The sequence below is a fragment of the Paenibacillus whitsoniae genome, assembly GCF_003955665.1.
Taxonomy (GTDB): Bacteria; Bacillota; Bacilli; order Paenibacillales; family NBRC-103111; genus Paenibacillus_E; species Paenibacillus_E whitsoniae.
Genome location: NZ_RXHU01000011.1, coordinates 143,794 through 160,958 on the forward strand (window position 1 = coordinate 143,794; position 17,165 = coordinate 160,958).

At 53.1% G+C, this 17,165-nt stretch carries 12 protein-coding genes; 4 read left to right on the forward strand and 8 right to left on the reverse strand.

Annotated elements, in window-relative coordinates:
* Positions 1-30: 30 nt before the first annotated feature.
* Together EJQ19_RS03025 and EJQ19_RS03030 are read right to left on the reverse strand one after the other, a co-directional pair.
* Positions 31-891, reverse strand: a complete 861-nt coding sequence (locus EJQ19_RS03025) for a carbohydrate ABC transporter permease (RefSeq protein ID WP_126139721.1) — start codon at positions 889-891, stop codon at positions 31-33.
* The gene (locus EJQ19_RS03030; RefSeq protein WP_126139722.1) at positions 885-1,814 is read right to left on the reverse strand and encodes an ABC transporter permease; all 930 of its coding nucleotides are present in this window, start codon (positions 1,812-1,814) and stop codon (positions 885-887) included. Before EJQ19_RS03030 ends, EJQ19_RS03025 begins: the two co-directional genes overlap by 7 nt.
* Positions 1,815-2,052: 238 nt before the next feature.
* Here EJQ19_RS03030 and EJQ19_RS03035 point away from each other — a divergent pair, with 238 nt between their 5' ends.
* Complete coding sequence (locus tag EJQ19_RS03035; RefSeq protein WP_126139723.1) at positions 2,053-4,293, forward strand: helix-turn-helix domain-containing protein; 2,241 nt, start codon at positions 2,053-2,055, stop codon at positions 4,291-4,293.
* Positions 4,294-4,342: 49 nt separating this feature from the next.
* Here EJQ19_RS03035 and EJQ19_RS03040 read toward each other — a convergent pair whose 3' ends face one another.
* Positions 4,343-6,619 carry an FAD-dependent oxidoreductase gene (locus EJQ19_RS03040; protein ID WP_126139724.1) on the reverse strand — a complete coding sequence of 759 codons (2,277 nt, stop codon included), beginning with the start codon at positions 6,617-6,619 and terminating at the stop codon, positions 4,343-4,345.
* Between the two features lie 122 nt (positions 6,620-6,741).
* Here EJQ19_RS03040 and EJQ19_RS03045 point away from each other — a divergent pair, with 122 nt between their 5' ends.
* Positions 6,742-7,344, forward strand: a complete 603-nt coding sequence (locus EJQ19_RS03045; protein ID WP_164716284.1) for a stalk domain-containing protein — start codon at positions 6,742-6,744, stop codon at positions 7,342-7,344.
* Positions 7,345-8,202: 858 nt separating this feature from the next.
* Here the strand turns inward: EJQ19_RS03045 and EJQ19_RS03050 are convergent.
* Positions 8,203-9,045: a TrmH family RNA methyltransferase gene (locus EJQ19_RS03050; RefSeq protein ID WP_126139726.1), complete on the reverse strand. Its 843-nt coding sequence runs from the start codon at positions 9,043-9,045 to the stop codon at positions 8,203-8,205.
* Positions 9,046-9,056: 11 nt separating this feature from the next.
* Positions 9,057-9,770, reverse strand: a complete 714-nt coding sequence (locus tag EJQ19_RS03055; RefSeq protein ID WP_126139727.1) for a potassium channel family protein — start codon at positions 9,768-9,770, stop codon at positions 9,057-9,059.
* Positions 9,771-9,888: 118 nt separating this feature from the next.
* On the opposite strand from EJQ19_RS03055, the gene sspI reads away from it, so the two are divergent.
* A complete protein-coding gene (sspI, locus tag EJQ19_RS03060) occupies positions 9,889-10,092 on the forward strand; it encodes a small acid-soluble spore protein SspI (RefSeq protein WP_126139728.1) in 204 nt (67 codons plus the stop codon).
* A 54-nt stretch (positions 10,093-10,146) separates the two neighbouring features.
* Here sspI and EJQ19_RS03065 read toward each other — a convergent pair whose 3' ends face one another.
* Positions 10,147-12,117 carry a beta-galactosidase trimerization domain-containing protein gene (locus tag EJQ19_RS03065; RefSeq protein ID WP_126139729.1) on the reverse strand — a complete coding sequence of 657 codons (1,971 nt, stop codon included), beginning with the start codon at positions 12,115-12,117 and terminating at the stop codon, positions 10,147-10,149.
* Positions 12,118-12,254: 137 nt separating this feature from the next.
* Between EJQ19_RS03065 and EJQ19_RS03070 the strand changes: the two genes are divergently transcribed.
* Positions 12,255-13,130, forward strand: a complete 876-nt coding sequence (locus tag EJQ19_RS03070) for a helix-turn-helix transcriptional regulator (RefSeq protein ID WP_126139730.1) — start codon at positions 12,255-12,257, stop codon at positions 13,128-13,130.
* Between the two features lie 4 nt (positions 13,131-13,134).
* Here the strand turns inward: EJQ19_RS03070 and EJQ19_RS03075 are convergent, their stop codons facing one another.
* Positions 13,135-15,396, reverse strand: a complete 2,262-nt coding sequence (locus EJQ19_RS03075; RefSeq protein WP_126139731.1) for a glycoside hydrolase family 88/105 protein — start codon at positions 15,394-15,396, stop codon at positions 13,135-13,137.
* Positions 15,397-15,411: 15 nt separating this feature from the next.
* Positions 15,412-17,154: a hypothetical protein gene (locus EJQ19_RS03080; RefSeq protein ID WP_126139732.1), complete on the reverse strand. Its 1,743-nt coding sequence runs from the start codon at positions 17,152-17,154 to the stop codon at positions 15,412-15,414.
* Positions 17,155-17,165: the final 11 nt, after the last annotated feature.

Sequence of the window (17,165 nt, forward strand, 5' to 3'; positions counted from 1 at the left end):
CTCCCCTTAGATCATTTTATATGTAAACGGTTAACCTTTCACTGCACCAATCAACATTCCTTTGGTGAAATATTTTTGGATGAAAGGATAGACAATTACAATCGGAAGTGCTGTTAAGATAACGCCTGCCATTTGCAGGGTTGTAGAAGGAACCGTATTCTCCAAATTGATCTCGGCGGACATCGAGGCGGTTAGAATGCTTCGCAAAACGACCTGAAGCGGATATAGATTGGCATCCGTGATATATAAAATCGAGCTAAAAAACTCATTCCAATGCATAACGCCATAAAAGGTACTAATTGTAGCCATGACGGGGACAGACATCGGCAATAGCACACGAATTAAAACCTTGCTTTCGGAAGCCCCATCGATCCGTGCCGCTTCCATAATTTCTTCCGGTAAACCCTCGAAGAAGGTTTTTGTGATCAGAAGCGAAAACGTCCCGACTGCGGATGGAATAATCATCGACCATACGGAGTTCAACAATCCGCTTGCCTTCACGACGAGATAGGTAGGAATAATGCCGCCATTAAACATCATCGTAAACAGAATAAGGAAGAGAAAAATCGACCTGCCAGGCAACGTTTTCCTGCTCAAGGGATACGCCATAAGGACCGTCAGCAGCACATTCAATAAGGTTCCGATGATGGTGACGAATAAAGAGACACCGAAGGCTCTAGGGATCGTCGCATCCTTTAGGAACAGGGCATAGGCCTCGAATGAAATATGTCTGGGAATGATGAGAAAACCGCCGTTTTTCATCACCTCGCTGAACGGCGTCAATGACATCGATAGCACGTACAGCAAAGGGAACACGAAACAGGCCGACATTACGATGAGAATCAGATAAATCAAAATTTCAAAAAAACGTTCTTTCCAATCCATCACCATATGCTTCCACCTACTCGCTTGGCTAAAGTATTGGCACCAATGACCAAGATCAGTGCAATGATTGATTTATAGAGCCCTACAGCGGCACCCAGACTGAAGTTAAGCTGTTCTAAGCCCGTGCGGAATACCCAGGTGTCGATAATGTCCGCTTTCTGATACACCTGAATATTGTACATGATGTAGATTTGTTCAAACCCCGCATCTAAGATCGTGCCAAGACGGAGAATCAGCATCAAAATGATGACAGTCCGAATGCCCGGCAAGGTAATATGCCAAATCATTCTGATTCTGCTCGCGCCATCCACTCGGGCGGCTTCATACAAGGTCGGATCAATGCCCGCAATAGCAGCTAAATAAACGATGGTACCCCAGCCTAGATTTTGCCAAAGATCGGTTCCCACAAGTAAAGATCGAATCCATTCGTTCGACGTTAGAAAGGGAATCGTCGCCACGCCGGCATTTTTCAACATGAGATTGATAAGTCCATCCGCTTCCGAGAATAAGGCTAAGGAGATCCCGAAAATGATGACCCAGGAAATAAAATGCGGCATGTACATAATGGACTGAATGACATTTCGAAAAGCTTTCCACCGAATCTCGGATAATAAAATGGCAAAAAGGATCGACGGAGGGACGAGCCAGAAGAGCTTGTAAACACTAATGAGCATCGTATTCGCCATAATTTGCGAGAAGTACGGTGAATCATAGAAATATTTAAAATGCTTATACCACGGGTTTGCCCAAGGACTCCCCCAAATCCTTGTTGCAATATTGAAGTCTTTAAAAGCAATGATGGCGCCCCCCATCGGGACATATTTGAAAATGAGATAGTACACAAGCCCCGGAAGCAACATGACATAATGCACTTTGTGAAGAATGATTCTCTTATACACAGGACTCACCTTTCTTTCTAGATTTCGCATGCATGCTTCGAATCCGTTGATAGGCCCTACTCTATACCTTCGCTAACAGGCTGTATAGTTCTTAGTTTGAAGGGAGTTCTGAGAATCACATTTCGTCAAGTTCTCCTTTTCACACAAGGTTTTGAATCTCATGAAACCCCGCTGGACGATTGCATTCTGCTAGGACTGCTGAGACAATGGATATAGCGAATGTGACATACATCATCAACATCTTTCATCCTTTTGGAGGCTGCCAGCTATGCTAAGACGGATTCATTTCAAAGAACTTTACATGCGCATCTTCTTTATCGTCGGCGTGGCGTTTGTCGGGATGGCACTGCTCTATTCGTTCTTCCTATCCAGCCAAATTTCGAAATATGCCATTAATGAAGTGAACGAAAGATCAGCCGCTAAACTCAATCACTTTCGAAATACGATGGACATGACGTTAAGAAAATTAAAAGTAAGCAGTATTCAACTTTATCAGGAGCGGAATATGCGAGATTGGCTTACCCAGAAAGGAAAAGATGCTTATTTGAGTCATCTGATTGATATCGAATTAGGCGATTTTCTGGCGACCGAGCGGCTCGTTCATGATGTCTTCCTTTTTAACCTGACCACCCAAGAAGTGTTTTCCGTCAAAAACGGGGCTATGTCGTTTGATCAGTTTCCCGATCAAGCGATGCTGCAGCAGTTCATGCATCCGTCAGTGCAGCCTCTCAACTTTTCAAAAACGAGCTATCTGGGGCAAACGGAATTAACTCTCTCTCTGCCCAATGGCGGCATTGACCAGACACCGAAGGGGCGCCTTGTGATTATGCTGGATAAAGCATTTCTCGCTGAGGATCTTCTGCTGAGCAATAATGAATTCGAAGGAAAGTGGCTCGTCGCCGACACCGACCAGAACGTGCTGATGGGGGATGTCAGCCCTTCTGATGCAAAGACGATTATGCAAGCGGGGGATCAGTGGCGATCGGAAGGGCAGAGTTGGGGTGTACAATCGATTACTTTTTCGGACGAAGGCTGGCAGCTCTTCCTGCTGACTCCGCAGGGGATTTGGAAAAACAAGCTGCTCGCGCTCAATTTAAAAGTATTAGGCTCCTTCTTTCTCATGATCGTCTTGCTGCTGGTCATTCTGTATTTCCTGTCCAAACAAAATTACAAACCACTGACTGAAATTCTGGATAAAATTCGCCAGTATACCACAGGGTCGAAGCTGCCGGAAAATGAACTTTCGATATCCTCTTTTCATACGGAGTTCAAGCTGGGCATTGATACATTAGTTCATCGCATCGAGGAGCAAAATCGCTCGCTCAAAAACAGCGATTCGATTGTGAAGGATGAACTTCTGAGACAGTGGATTTTAAGCGGGTCCGTAGGTCCGTCCCTACGGGAGGATCTACAACAGAAGATCACCATCTCTTTACATAAGCCGATTCGCATCGTCGTCTGTCGCATTGAGGAGTATATCCCCTTTTGCCAAACGTACAACTTTCAATCCCGAAAATTAATGAAATTTGCGATACAGAACGTGATAGAGGAAGTCGTTCGAACGTACGGGTTAAAAGCGGAGACAGCCGATCTCGGCAGCGATCATGTGGTCGTCGTCCTCTCGGTTCCCGAGACGCAGAAGCGGAGTGAAGCCGAGCTTCTCGCCATGCTCGAAGACGCCAAACATCATGTTCTGCAATGGATTAAAGTGTCCCTTTCGATCGGAATCAGCGATGCCATTGCGCCGACTGAAAATATCCATCACATTTATCAAATGACGTACGAGCTGACCGAGATCTCCTTCCTTACAGGAGAAAGCGCCATTTATACGCCCCATGACAAAAAGAACACGCACATGGATGGCCAGTTCCAGGGATTGGATAACGAACAAATCTCCGCTTTTGTTCAGTCGATTCGCATTCGGGATACCGACGCTTTGCAACGGCAGCTTCTGCACTTGTTCAGTCAGCTGCAAGACTTGCCTGCGGATGAAAGCAAGCTTCAACTTATTCAACTCCTGTATGTGCTGCAAAAATCATTTAAACAGCTGCACACCCCCGGGGGTATGGTCGGCATACGCAACCAATTGGATCAGTATAACAATCTGAGGGAAGTGCATGTTTGGATCGAGGAATCGCTGATGAATCTGATCGAACAAATGTCCAGCCGCCGCACGCAAAAAGAAGAAATTTTTCCAGAGATTGTGGAATATATCTCTAATCACCTTCACAATGCGATGCTGACCATCGATGACATTGCCAACCATGTCAATTTTTCCGTCAATTATCTGCGCTTAATCTTCAAGGAACAGAACGATATTTCCATCTCCGATTTCATCCTTGAGCGCCGCGTTGAGAAAGTGAAGGAGCTGCTGCTCAAAACAAAATGGTCCGTAGCCGAAATCTCGGCGCAGTCCGGCTTCCAGTCGAAAAGCCACTTCTTTACAGCTTTTAAGAAAGCAACCGGCATGACGCCGAATCAATACCGCGAGCAGCATGAGCAGGATTGATAAAGAAGGTGCCCCCTCACCATGTTCATGGCTTTGGGGGCACCTTCTTTTAATACACTCTGATTTCGTAGATAGCGGCACTTGGATCGCCATTTGTCTCATAAACGACAAGCCGGAGCTTCTTTGTAGATACTGAATTCGCAAGATGATGAATCCGCCGCCTCTGATACTGGTTGGAGACCTTCTCCAACGTCATCCATTCCCCGTTCATCCACGCTTGAAGCTCGTACGCTTTGACGCACTGCGGGTCCGGGCTAAGCGGCGGGTAAAAGCGGTAATCGCGCAATAAATGCCCGGCAAACGTAACTTCCACCTGCGAAATCATTTGCGCCTCTTCCCAAGCTAACTCCACCCACTGCGGCATCCCTTCGGAAGGATCGGAGCGCCAAAGATTCGTGCTTCGATACGGTCGTGTGACGCCGCTTACGATATGCTGCGCCGGATAGCAGTTCTGCGCGGGCTCGATCTGAAAGGCCAACGTTTCACCGTTGCCATACCTTCGCATGAGCCCATTGCCCATATCCGACGCGGCTACCATCCCCGGTGCAACGCTGGCCGCCTTATGCCAATAGAGTTGATGATGAGCGCCGATATCTAACCGGACATAGCCTGCAGAAGCGTCCTGCGTTAGCTTCACATCCAGCTCCCAGCGAATCCACTGTAGCCGGCCAGGAGGAACCGCAAGCGTGGTGCTCGCGATGATCGGCTGCGTATCTGTGACATACTCCCAGATGTGACCGACGGCGGCTAAGGATGCAGCCAACCACTGGGTTTGATCGGTCAGATTGCTTACGCAAACAGAGAGAGCCTCAATCTGCGCTGTGCTTACAGCAATCCATTGGCCTCGTCTTTCCGTTAAAAGCTCACTGCTGTCATGAGCACCATCCAGTGCTGACCCCTGCTCCGCGGGTTCGATTCGACTCAGTTTAGCTTCGCTGCTAGCCGTCACCGTTGCAAATCTCGCTATGTCCAGCGGATCTTGATTGGTTTCGTTTATTAAGAAGCAGCCATCTCTCAAAAGCCTTTGTTTCAGCGCAGCTATGGTGTCCGCAGAGATACTGTTTACGCGCTCTGCATGGCTAAGCGCGACAGCGGCCGCCGTGCCTGCGGCTTGACCAAGCAGTGCGGTCGTGCCCATTACGCGGCTGCTGCCTAGTGCCACATGGGACGCGCAGATATTGCGTCCTGCCATCAATAAATTCGATACGTCCTTGGCCATTAGGCATCTCAGTGGAATGCCGTACGGAGCGACGTAGCTCTTGATCATATAGGCCGAATGTTCTCCTTCGGCAACAGATTGTTCGCTGTATTCGGCAAGCAATCCACCCGATTTGTGCAGATCGATATACCAGCCGCCGAAGGCAATCTCATCCTCAAAAACAGGCGGATTCACTAGGTCATTTTCTGTTAACAGGTACTGACCCATGATTCGCCGGCTCTCCCGTTTTCCGGGAACTTGGCCGATCCAGTCCAGCGCATAATTCGCTGCTTTTACCCTCAGGTCCGGATCCTTATTCTTCATATAATCCCATATGCCCAAGACGTGCCTCGTCAGCTCATGGCGAATGGTCTCGTTATCCGATATCGTATCCCACGGTACGCCCAGCTCAATCCACCAATAGCCCCCCTCAGGATCATGAGGAACACGGCCTCCTTTATAAAAGACATCCGGATCCTCATAGGGAAATGCCCATGTCGGCGCTTGAAAAGGGACCGGTCTGCCCATATCTTTGGCCCGAAAATGAATCGAACTGCCCATGACTTCCGCGTTAGCCGTAGAAGGGGCGTGCGGTTCCCCGAATTCATCCCTTCCCTCCGATCCCATGCGCCATTCGCAGCCGGATAAGTCCGCCAGGATTCCATCCCCTGAGCAATCGATAAAAACCTTCGCTTGCAGGGTAAGTTCGATCTCCGCATTGCCGATTCGCGCGCAAACCGCGTGAATCTCCTTAGCATCCCCCATTTCCACAGCATGAACGGATGTGTTCAAATGATAGGACAAGCCCGGTGTACTTATCACTTTATCGTACAGAATCATATCCCAGACACTGTTTGTTCGGCCATTTTCGTTATTGGGCTCATGATTCACGGCACGCTCTTCAATCAGCAATTCCGAAATAATGCCTGTTTCTCGCGCATAAGCGTTGTAGTTCGCCGCTCCCTGCGGAAATACCCTAATTTCAGACGAACTATTCCCTCCGAATACAGGGCGATCCTGCACGATACAGGTACGCGCTCCATTCCTTGCTGCGGCTATGGCCGCGCATACGCCAGCCAAACCGCCGCCACACACAACGACGTCAAAAGATTCTTTTACATGCTGCAAACGGATTCCTCCCCTAACGTTTCAACTAACTGTCCGCAGATATGGGATACTGTACGCCTTCCCCCGCCGTTTGTATAGTTCTCAGTTTTATGGTGGTTCTGAAAATAACGAAACAAAAAGTTTTGGACAAACTGCAACCTATTCGAACCGACCGCCGTCAGAGGGTTTGTCAGCAACAATACTGCTACTTGCAAAAGGATGTAAAAATTGTTGTTAACGGGCAAGACAGCCCGCTTACGCCTGTTTACATTGATGGCAAAGCATACCTCCCTGTACGCGACGCTGCAACGAAACTCGGCTATACCGTCAATTACGATGAAGCAAACAAAGAGCAGCACTTGGGTGATTTTAACGATACATCGACGGTGATCAAAAGCCTTGACGGCAAAACGCCAACCGCTGCTGATCTGAAGGTCGGTACTGAAATTGACGCCGGAAGCAGCGCAAGAATACCGCGACTTGGCTCTTGGGCGCAAGTGAAGGAGCAAGCTTCCCATATTACGACAAAGCAAGAGGAAGCTACGGTTCAAATCGTCTCCTCTAAGGAATCGGGCGTACTCGCAACGACAGACGAGCAAAAGAAATTGCTTGCCGACATCCAAGCAGCGAACGGCAATTCCGTGACGGTAACCTACAACACAGACCAAGATACACTCCTCGGGCCGTTGACAGCTGTGTTTGATTTTAACACGAAAGCGTTCGTCGGCTTCAACGCTAGACGATAGGCCCATATAAAGAAAGAAGAAGCTGTCCCACAAGTCAATGACTGCAGGATAGCTTCTTTTTTCAGCTTGTCGGAGTGCTTATTTGCTCAAAAACCAGCGAATTTGGACTTGATCTGCCAAATAGGCCCCAGGGTACTTACTCATATCGCAAGATTTCACCACCCTAGATCGGATCATTTTAAAGAATGAAAGTAAGATTACCCATTTCATTCGGCAATTGGGCGGGGGCATACGGAAATAGACAAATAATCTTGCCCTAATTTACTCCCTTTCAGTTATGCCCGAAGCCTCAATTTCCGCGGCTTTTCATAGAAAATACCTTACACATGTGTTATACTTCTTGCTCTCTTCATTATTTGAAGAAATGCCTCAAGATCCTCTTGGGCTAGTAGTTCTGAGGAGGACTGTTCTTTTTGCAATAATAACTCTCTGTTCTCTTCCCGTACCTTAAATGATGAAAATGGGATGAGGAATCCATCAAAACTGCTACTATGGCTGGGATAGGAAGGTCGAAAAGCTATGGCCTTAGAGCCCATACGTATCTCTGACTCTAACGATAAAGGTGCAATACAGATTGTCGCTTCCTATCAGGGAAGTGCTCCTGGGAGCTACTCTGGTAGTTGCACCAGCCCCTTATCCGAATTAGTCGTAAAGTCGCTCACAACCTTTCACAGAAAATCTCAATTATAATCAAATATTTCTTAAAAGTATTCTCATACCTTTACAATCTGAACAGGAAATTAAAACTTGTTTAGAACTGAAATAAAACCAGTAATAACAAGGATTCTTGCTATTACTGGTTAAAAATTTGTCTCAAACATATCACCTAGAATGTCCCAAATATCGACCAAATGAGTCTCAACTATAATCGTTACTCACACATGATGAGTTTATTTGTGCGGGATCTATCCGCTGCCGCATCGCCTCAAACAGCAGTACCGTCGCGGCCATCGCGACGTTCAGCGATTCCGCCTGCCCCTGCATCGGAATGATCACCTGCACGTCCGACAGCGCGGCCACGCCCGGCGACACCCCCTTGGCCTCGTTGCCAAGGATGAGCCACGCCGGCTCGCGCAGGTCGGTCTCGTAACACGAGCGCTGCGCCTGCAGGCTCGTGGTCACGAGCCGCACGCCCCGTTCCCGCGCGTGCGGCAGCAGCTCCGCCAGATCGGCCTCAACGATCGGCAGATGATAGAGCGATCCCATCGTCGAGCGGATCGTCTTGGGGTTGTACAGGTCGACGGTGCCGCGACCCAGCACAACGGCGTTGGCCCCGACGGCATCCGCGCTGCGGATGATCGTGCCGAGGTTGCCGGGGTCCTGGACGCCGTCCAGCACCACGACCAGGTCATGCGCGCCGGCGAGCAGCGCGTCCGCGCCGACCTCCGGCTTCGCGACGATCGCCAGCACCCCTTGCGGGGTCTGCGCATCGGAGCACTTGGCGAGCACGGCGCTGCTCACGCCGATCCATTCCGCCGCAGCGGCGCCGCCCAGCGAAGCGAGCTCGCCGGGCAGCCCTTTATCCGCGAGGAACAGGATCGTTTCGACCCCTGCCCCCGCTTTTAACGCTTCCTCAATGAGGTGGTATCCTTCAATGAGGTATTTGCCCTGCTTGTCGCGGCCGCGTCGTTCGAGCAAGGAGGCCCACTCTTTCACTCTTGCATTTTGCACGGATAAAATTTCTGAATATGTACGCATCATAACCCGACTTCCTACTCCGAAAAAGTAATCTCGAAATTTTTCAGACTCTCATTTTTCCCGACAATCACGAGCACGTCTTCGGCCCGCAGCGGCATTTCCGCACTAGGCGGAATGATGAGCTGCTCATTTTGCTTGATCGCGATGACGTTGCAGCCGTATTTGGCCCGCATATCCAGTTGCCGCAGGCTGCGGTCGACCATCATCTTGGATACCTTAATCTCCACGATGCTGTAGTCCGCGGACAGCTCGATATAATCAATAATATTGGATGAGATCAAATGATGGGCAACCCGCTGCCCCATATCGCGCTCCGGATAAATCACCTTGTCGGCCCCGATTTTATTCAGCACCTTGCCGTGGAGGTCATTGACCGCCTTCACCACAATCTTGGGAATGCCCATTTCCTTCAGAATAATCGTCGTCAGAATGCTCGCCTGAATGTCTTCTCCGATCGCGACGACCACAACGTCAAAATTCCGCAAACCCAGCGCCCGCATGGCATCCTCATCGGTGGAATCCGCTTGCACCGCATGCGTCACGTAAGAGGAAACCTCCTGAACCGTCTCCTCGTCTTGATCAATGGCTAATACCTCGAACCCCAATTGCGTTATAGTTTTTGCAATCGCCGAACCGAATCGGCCGATACCGATGACCGCAAACTGTTTTCTTACACTCACTGCGTCTGTGCCCCCATATTCCGAGATTTTCCTCAGTATACCATACATGTTGCCCTCATCTCACTTTTTCCATGTGGACTGTCCCGACCGCTCAGAAAAAAGGATGAAGCCTCCCCTTTTTGCACATATTAATTTCGATACTGATATATAGAAACGAGGTCGACGTATGAACATCACGTTAAGACAGGCCATTCTCCAGCGTGTTAACAACAAATCGGATGAGGAGTTAAAAGAAATCATCGAAGACTCCATCGGCGGGGAAGAGCGGGTGCTGCCCGGGCTCGGGGTGCTTTTCGAAATTATTTGGCAGCACAGCGAAGCAAGCACACAAGATACGCTCGTGGAAACGCTGAAAGGCCATCTCGCCTAAGCGGCTTCCCGGCTCTACATGAAAAAAGCCTGCGGCCGCAGGCTTTTACATTTTTTATACATCCATCACGACCATCTGATGGCACAGCAGCTTCGGCACCTCGTAATGCACCGTTCCCTCGGCATCCGTCTCGAAAGCGAGCTCCGTCATTTGCGGAGCCAGATAGACGTGTTTTACAGGCTTGCCCAGACGCACCGACACCTTCGTTCCATACACCGGCATCAGATCCTCGATCACCTCTACCCCCTTCCCGCGTTTGACAGGCACCGCATACAGCAGATGATTCACATACCGGCCTTCCGCCGGCTGCTCCATGAGGGTAACGACGCCTTGTGCCGGCAAGTTGGTCGAGAGCGTTTTCGCTGCGCCTATCAGCTTATTCAGCGCGTAAAGCACACTCTCCTTCAGCACGAGACTGCCCACGCTTGCATACTCCTCAAACACGTTCCACGCGATATAAATGCCGCTCCGGCTTTCAACCATACCCGGACCGTTCGGCTGGAGCGCGCTTGGGGTATGCTGATGGGAGCAGAACGTGAACACGTCGCGGTTAAAATAAGGATTTTCCCGGTCCCCCAGCACGGTTCCCTCCTCGGTCACTTCGATCTGCTGCCCCTTCGAATAGAACACAAAGGACGCTTCCGGCAAGCTCTCCAGTGCAAAATGCGGACGGAAGTACGAAGGCTTATACGCATTCACCCCGGCATAACGAACGCCAAGCTCAATGGCAAAATCGGTGCCCTCCACATTCAGCCCCGATGCCCCCGTGGCCAGCAGCTTTCCGCCCTGCGCAAGGAACGCCTTCACCTTCTCCCCAAGCTCACCCGTAATCGCAATGCGATCCGGCAAAATGATCACCCGATAGCGGTGGAAATCGCTCGCCATATCGATCACGTCGAACAGCACGTGACCTTCCAGCAGCATGCGCACCGCACCGGCGTCGGAATCGCCTGTTCGCTCCGCCCCCTCCTCCTGCCCGGATGCTTCAACCGAAAACAGCCCGACATCCGCGACGCTTCGCACATCTGTGCACCACGCTTCCTTGCTCTCCACCTCGGCATAAGCCGCGCCGATGATCGCGTATGTCGCCGGATCCATCCAGCCTTCCGGGTGCAGCTGATCGCCGATCGAGCAGCGGGCGCCGTTCGCGATACTGAGCGCCGTCTCGTAGCGCAGCGCGTTCGGATGCTTGTAACCGCCGAACTCTCCCCACGACGTGTGGAACTTGCCCGTCATGCCGAGAAACGGCAGCCCAAGTCCCTGCGCATAGCGCGCGGACAGCGGAAAATGATCGTAGCCCCAGCCCCCGGTCGGCAGCGACTCCAGCTCCAGATGCGAGTTCATCGCAGCGAGATCCCGGCGCCCGCGGCGAATATGCCCGCCATTGTGGAACACGGGCAGCCCCGGCTTCACGGCGTCAATCGTCTCGCGAACCCGGCGAGCGTACGTCGCGTACGTACGCTCGCCAAGCTCCACAACTGCGGCAGTGTCACGCGGATCTTTTCCCTCGGCGAGCAGCTGCCCGACGCACGTATGGCAGAAGCATTTGCGCACGCCGACAATGTCGAGGAAGATGCCGTCCGCGTCGTAGCGGCGAACCACCTCATCGATTTGGCTGAGCAGCACGTCCAGATACGGCGAATTCATGCAGAACTGGTGATACCCCGGCTTCATGAAGCCATCCACCCAGTTCGTATTGTCGTTCACGTCCCGGATCAGCCATTCCGGGTGCCGGCGCGCCAGCTTTTCGTCCAGCCCTGCGGATAAGTAGACCGGCGTTTTCACCCCTATCTCATGCGCAGCCTCGATCATACCCCCGAGCAAATCGAACGTTAGATGCGGATGCATCTCGTTCGCTTCAGACGGATGGTACGCCCAGCCGTGATGGCATTTGGAGAAAACGGTGATGGAGTCCACGTGCCCCTTGCGAAGCATGTCCTGAAACTGCCCCTTGTCGAAATCGCGCCCGATCCCCGGGATCGCTTCCGATGTATGAAAATCGAGATGAACTTGACGAAAACGCATAAGTTACTGTCGCCTCCTGGCCCTGTAGTTAATTTAACTATAGTTTCAAAAGCGAACATGATATAGTCATAGTATCGACTTAAAATAGCATATTTTCGACCGACTTATGAATATGTCCACCAAGGAGGGCCCTACCTATGACCGACTGTTTGCAGCTTCGCATCCCGCCTTTGCCGCAATTTCTCACGATCGGCTACTCCACGTGGCCGGCCCAGACCCAGCATTTCGGGCGCACCTTTGATGTGTACGACCTGCTGCTCGTTCGCAGCGGGACGCTGTACATGACGGAAGGGGAGCAAGCTTACGAGATCGGCCCCGGCGAAGTACTGCTTCTGGAGCCCGGCGTCCCCCACATCGGTCACAAAGCTTGCACGGAGCCGACCGGGATCTACTGGGTCCATTTCAAGCATGAATCTCCGGCTGCCAGACTCCCGGATCACCAGGTTGCCTGGTCGGTTCGCGTGCGTGAAGGGCGTGACAGCGATCTGGCGCCGCAGGAGCAATATATGTATTTGCCTAAATTCGGGACGTACGATCGGGTAGCGGTGGAGCCGATTTTGGAGGAAATGCTCAGGCTGCGGCGTTCGTTGACGATGGAAGCAGCCCTTGATCAGCAGTTGCTCCTGGGAAGGCTGCTCTCGCAGCTGCAAGCTTCCCTGCGGACGGAGCGGCTCGGCAGCCGCTCTTCCATCATCGCCGCACAGGTGATGCGCTATCTCGAAGCCCGCCTGCGCGAGCCGTATCATGCGGCGCGCATGGAGGATGAGCTGCACTTCAACGAGGATTATGCAGCCCGCTGCCTGCGCAAACATACGGGACTCAGCCCGCTGCAGTATCATCATGTGGTCAGGATGGAGGAGGCGAAGCGTCTGCTCCGCACGAGCGAACTATCGCTTCAGGACGTCGGGGAACGTGTCGGCTACGAGGATTATAACTACTTTATCCGGATGTTCCGCAAAACCGTCGGGAGCACGCCAAGCGCTTACCGCAGGTCTGCGTATGGGTATGTGTGAGATTTTACAACAACACCTTTTTTACAGAGGCTGTCCAACGTGCATTTAGCTTGGCAACCTCCGTCCCCGCCAGCATCATGATGCCGATCCCATGATTGTCGTTGAGCACCGTTTTTAAATCGTCTTTGTAATATTCTGCGTGGAAAGCGTACCTGGATCCGCTGCACACCCCGTGTACGTTGCCCTGGCGGTCAATGGCGACCTGCGTCAGGCCTCTCCAGGCGTTGGACGCCGCCGTCAAGAAGCGTTCCGGATCGTTCAGCCAGCCAAAACGCACTCCGCGTGCAAAAGCATAGGCAAACATCGCCGTGCACGATGCTTCTTCATACGCGTCGGGATCGTTCAGCACTTGGCGCCATAAGCCGCTCTCCGCCTGAAGCGCCGCATATCCGCTGCACAGCTCGTTGAAGAATGCAAGGAGCGCCGGACGCGCCGAGTGAGTGCCCGGCAGCGTCTCAAGCACCTCTGTCAAAGAGAACAGGGTCCAACCGTTGCCTCTTCCCCACGGAATGCCCGTAGCTCTGCCGTACTTGAAATCAAACACATGCGACATGATTTGATGCTCCGGTATATACAAATAGTTGCGGAACAGCAAGAACTGATTCGCCGCTTCATCCAGCGCACGCTCGCTTCCCGTCAGCTTATAGTAGCGGCAAAGAAACGGCGTGCTCATATACAAATCGTCCGCCCACATGGTATTCGCCGAATATTCCCCGGGACATTCCCGGAAGAACGCACCGTCTTCCCTGCGTTCCAGACGGTTTAACATAAAGTCGGCGATCCGCTCGGCAATGCGCAGAAACGCCTCATCCCCGCATACGGAATATGCCTCCAGCATGGCGGAACCAAAAGAACCGCAGTTATCCAGCATTTTCATCAGCACCAGCTGCTGATTAACGGCCGGGAAACCATACTGCTCCCGATCCCACAGCGCGTAATCGTACATGCGTGTACAAGCTTGCACATGTGCAACTGCATAGGCGGTAAGATCCGGCCGGTTCAGCCATCGGCCCGCCTGCAGCAGCCCGTAAATCGTCACGCCCAGCGGATAGTCCCAACGCGCATAATTCGTTACCGTGCCTACGGTCCATTTGTTGCTGAGCATGGCGTTCTCATAGATCGGCCGAATCGCCGCATCCGGCGCGTCCAATCTCCAGTACACGCTGCTATCAGCGCCTTGATGTCCGCTAGCCGAGCCGGAAGGATAAACCCGGTCCGTGCGCATAAAATCGGAAAGAGGCAAGTCCGTGTCTGGATCGAGCGGGCCTACGAACATCCAAGCTTGATCCGTTCCTTTGACCGGCACGGGCAGAGCGAATCGGCAGGACGCTCCCGCGCAGCTTGCCCCAAGCGTAAAGCCCCACGCCGCGTCGGTGCACACGCTGCGAACGAGGACATCGCAGCTGCCACCGCCGAGGGCCAGCTCTTTCCGGAAGCTTCCGGCATGCGGCTGCTCCAGCACTGCCGTCCCGTTCACCCACACCGTTATCGGGCCGGAAGCTTGCCCTTCGAGTACAACGGGCGCGCCGCCGAGCCGCTCAAGCTCCAGCTTCGTCCAAGCGTACGCAAGCTGGCCAGGGCGTCCTCCTCCGAACATCCGCGCAAAGTTCGGCAGGCGGCGCTGGGCTTCGTCCCACTGCTGCGCAGGCAGCCATCTGAGGCCGCTGCACTCTTCGGCGGCCAGCCTGTGGACGTCCGGACCGTCCGGGAACAGATCCTTCTCCACCGGCTCGGAGTATACCCAGCCGGATTGCCCGGCCCTGCTGGGGAACGGCGTCAAGACATTCAGAATCCGCACCTTCGCCTCATCCGCACCTAAGCGGCAGCCGAAGCCGGCCGGCGTGCTTGTCATTTTGACGAACAAGCGATTCCAACCCTTGGCAAATGTGACATTCAGTTTCACCCTGGCATCGGGCAGAATCTCTTCGATGACATTGGAGCGGAAGATCCGTTCCTCGTTCAAATAAGCCTGTACCGGCCCCAAGCTCTCCAGCAGCAAATCCAGGTTCCGTTCGCTGTCGCTCCATACGAGCGCATAAGCGTAAGCAAAATGTCCGGGACGCGCGTCCGGAAACTTGGCTTGCAAGTCCAACTCATACAGGCCTTCCCGCGTCTGTCTAACACCCGACGGATAACTGACACGAAAGATAAACGGAACCGGCGGATTTGCACCTTTATAGCGGTCTGCAAGCAGCCCAAGTACAGCGCCCTCGTCATCTCCGAACTGTGCATACGCGCTCTCCTGCGCGTCAAAATAATAGGTCATCTCTCTCCGCCCTTTCTATCGCAATCGAATCGTCACCGTGTGGTCAAATGGGGAAAGCAAGTTGACATGGGCATACAAGCACCCATTCGGATGCTGTACGTCACGAAGCTCTGGCAGGCGGTGTTCAAAGGCGCCGGAGGCGATCTCAATGACATCCGGGCCGGCGGCATACGTCAGCGTTCCCTCTTTATACAGAAAACGGCCGTCACTGATCGGCTCCACCCCGCTGCCCTCTACTTCTCCTTCGCTCCCAAACACAAAAGTCAGCTGCGCAAACACATCCTCCCGCTCGTCGGAGCGAAGGCGGAGCGTCCACGCCTGGTCACCTTGCGCGATGTCCGCAGCCAGCTCAAACTGCTGCAAGTGCGTCATCGGCCGCAGATGATGCGGCAGCAGGTACCAAGGGCTCATGGACTCATTAAGGCGAAGCTCCCGAAGGCTTGCTGCCGGAATTGGGCCGCTGTAGCCTTTCTCCAGCAGCGTGCGAAGCTTGAAGGCCCCTTGCTCCGCCTCCTCGAGCGAATCGAACATCACCACGCCCGGCGCAAAGGAGGTCGCCAGCTTGACGCCAAGCAGTCTGGCCTTGCCATGGCGCAGCGAGAAGAAGGATGGCGCCTTCGCCATCATTGTCACGCTGTCGTTCCCGTCGCGCACGCGGACGACCGGAGCGCCGAAGGCGAGGTGCATCGAGCTGTGCTGGATTTTCATATGGTGGCCGACCTGGCCCGCCTGCTTCAAATGCGCCTCCATCGGGTGCCCAAAGTTGAGCCTCTTCACGTAGCGCTCCGGCAGCGGCTCGCGCTCCAGCCCTTCCAGACTCGAAGGAAAGAGTAGTACGCCGACCATCGGATGATTATTGACGCCTTCCTTATACTGTGAGATAAACGATCCCGCATAATCGGACATCGCTGCGAACAGCGGATCCCGGTCGTGCGCCGCCATCAGCCGGCAGACGAGAAAATAATTGGAAAGATTGAACGTCTGCCCCAGATCCTGTCTGCCGGAATAGTCCGTAACCACCTCGCCGTCAGGATGGATCAGATACGCCATCATCCGCAGATTGCGGCGGACATACTCGAGCAGTGCAGGCCGGTTCAAGGCCCGCGCTGTATGGAACAGCGAAATATTGCTGACCGCGTTGTAAATCCCGTTGCTGCGCTCTGTCCACTCCCCGTCCTCCGTCATGTCCATCCCTTCCGAGAGCCACTCCTCCGCACGGACAAGGAGCTCGGGATGGCCGAAGATGTCGTGCAGCTGCGCCAAAGCGGCGGTAATGACCCAGCGGTGGTTCGGCGTATGACAGCCGCCGGTCTGCAGCGCTGGAATCGTCCGCTCCAGAAACAGGCGGATATTCGCTAGCGCCGGTGCTAGCTCGGGCCAATTCGCTTGCTCGAGCAAGCGGTAAATCTGCGTCATGCCGCCCACCACAAAAGCGGTATCCGGCGGCGAGTTGAAATTCGTGGAACCAAGCGAAATTGTACCATCAGCATGCTGACGGCGCAGCAGAAACGCCGACGCCTTCTCCAGCGCTTCCCGCAGTTCGGCTTGCCGGTAATAGCGGGAATCCGCATTTACGAGCGAAGCCGCCCATGCGGCCATGACTGCGGGAGTGCCGAGATGGTTCGCACGCGGAATCCCCGTCGTTTCGTCCATCACGCCTCCGTCATATTTGGAGGCCGGATCGGCGACTTGCAGCTGCAAGCCCGCTTCCGTCCATTCATCGTTAAGCTGAACCAGCTTCATATACATCGGTTCCATGGTTCTCTCTC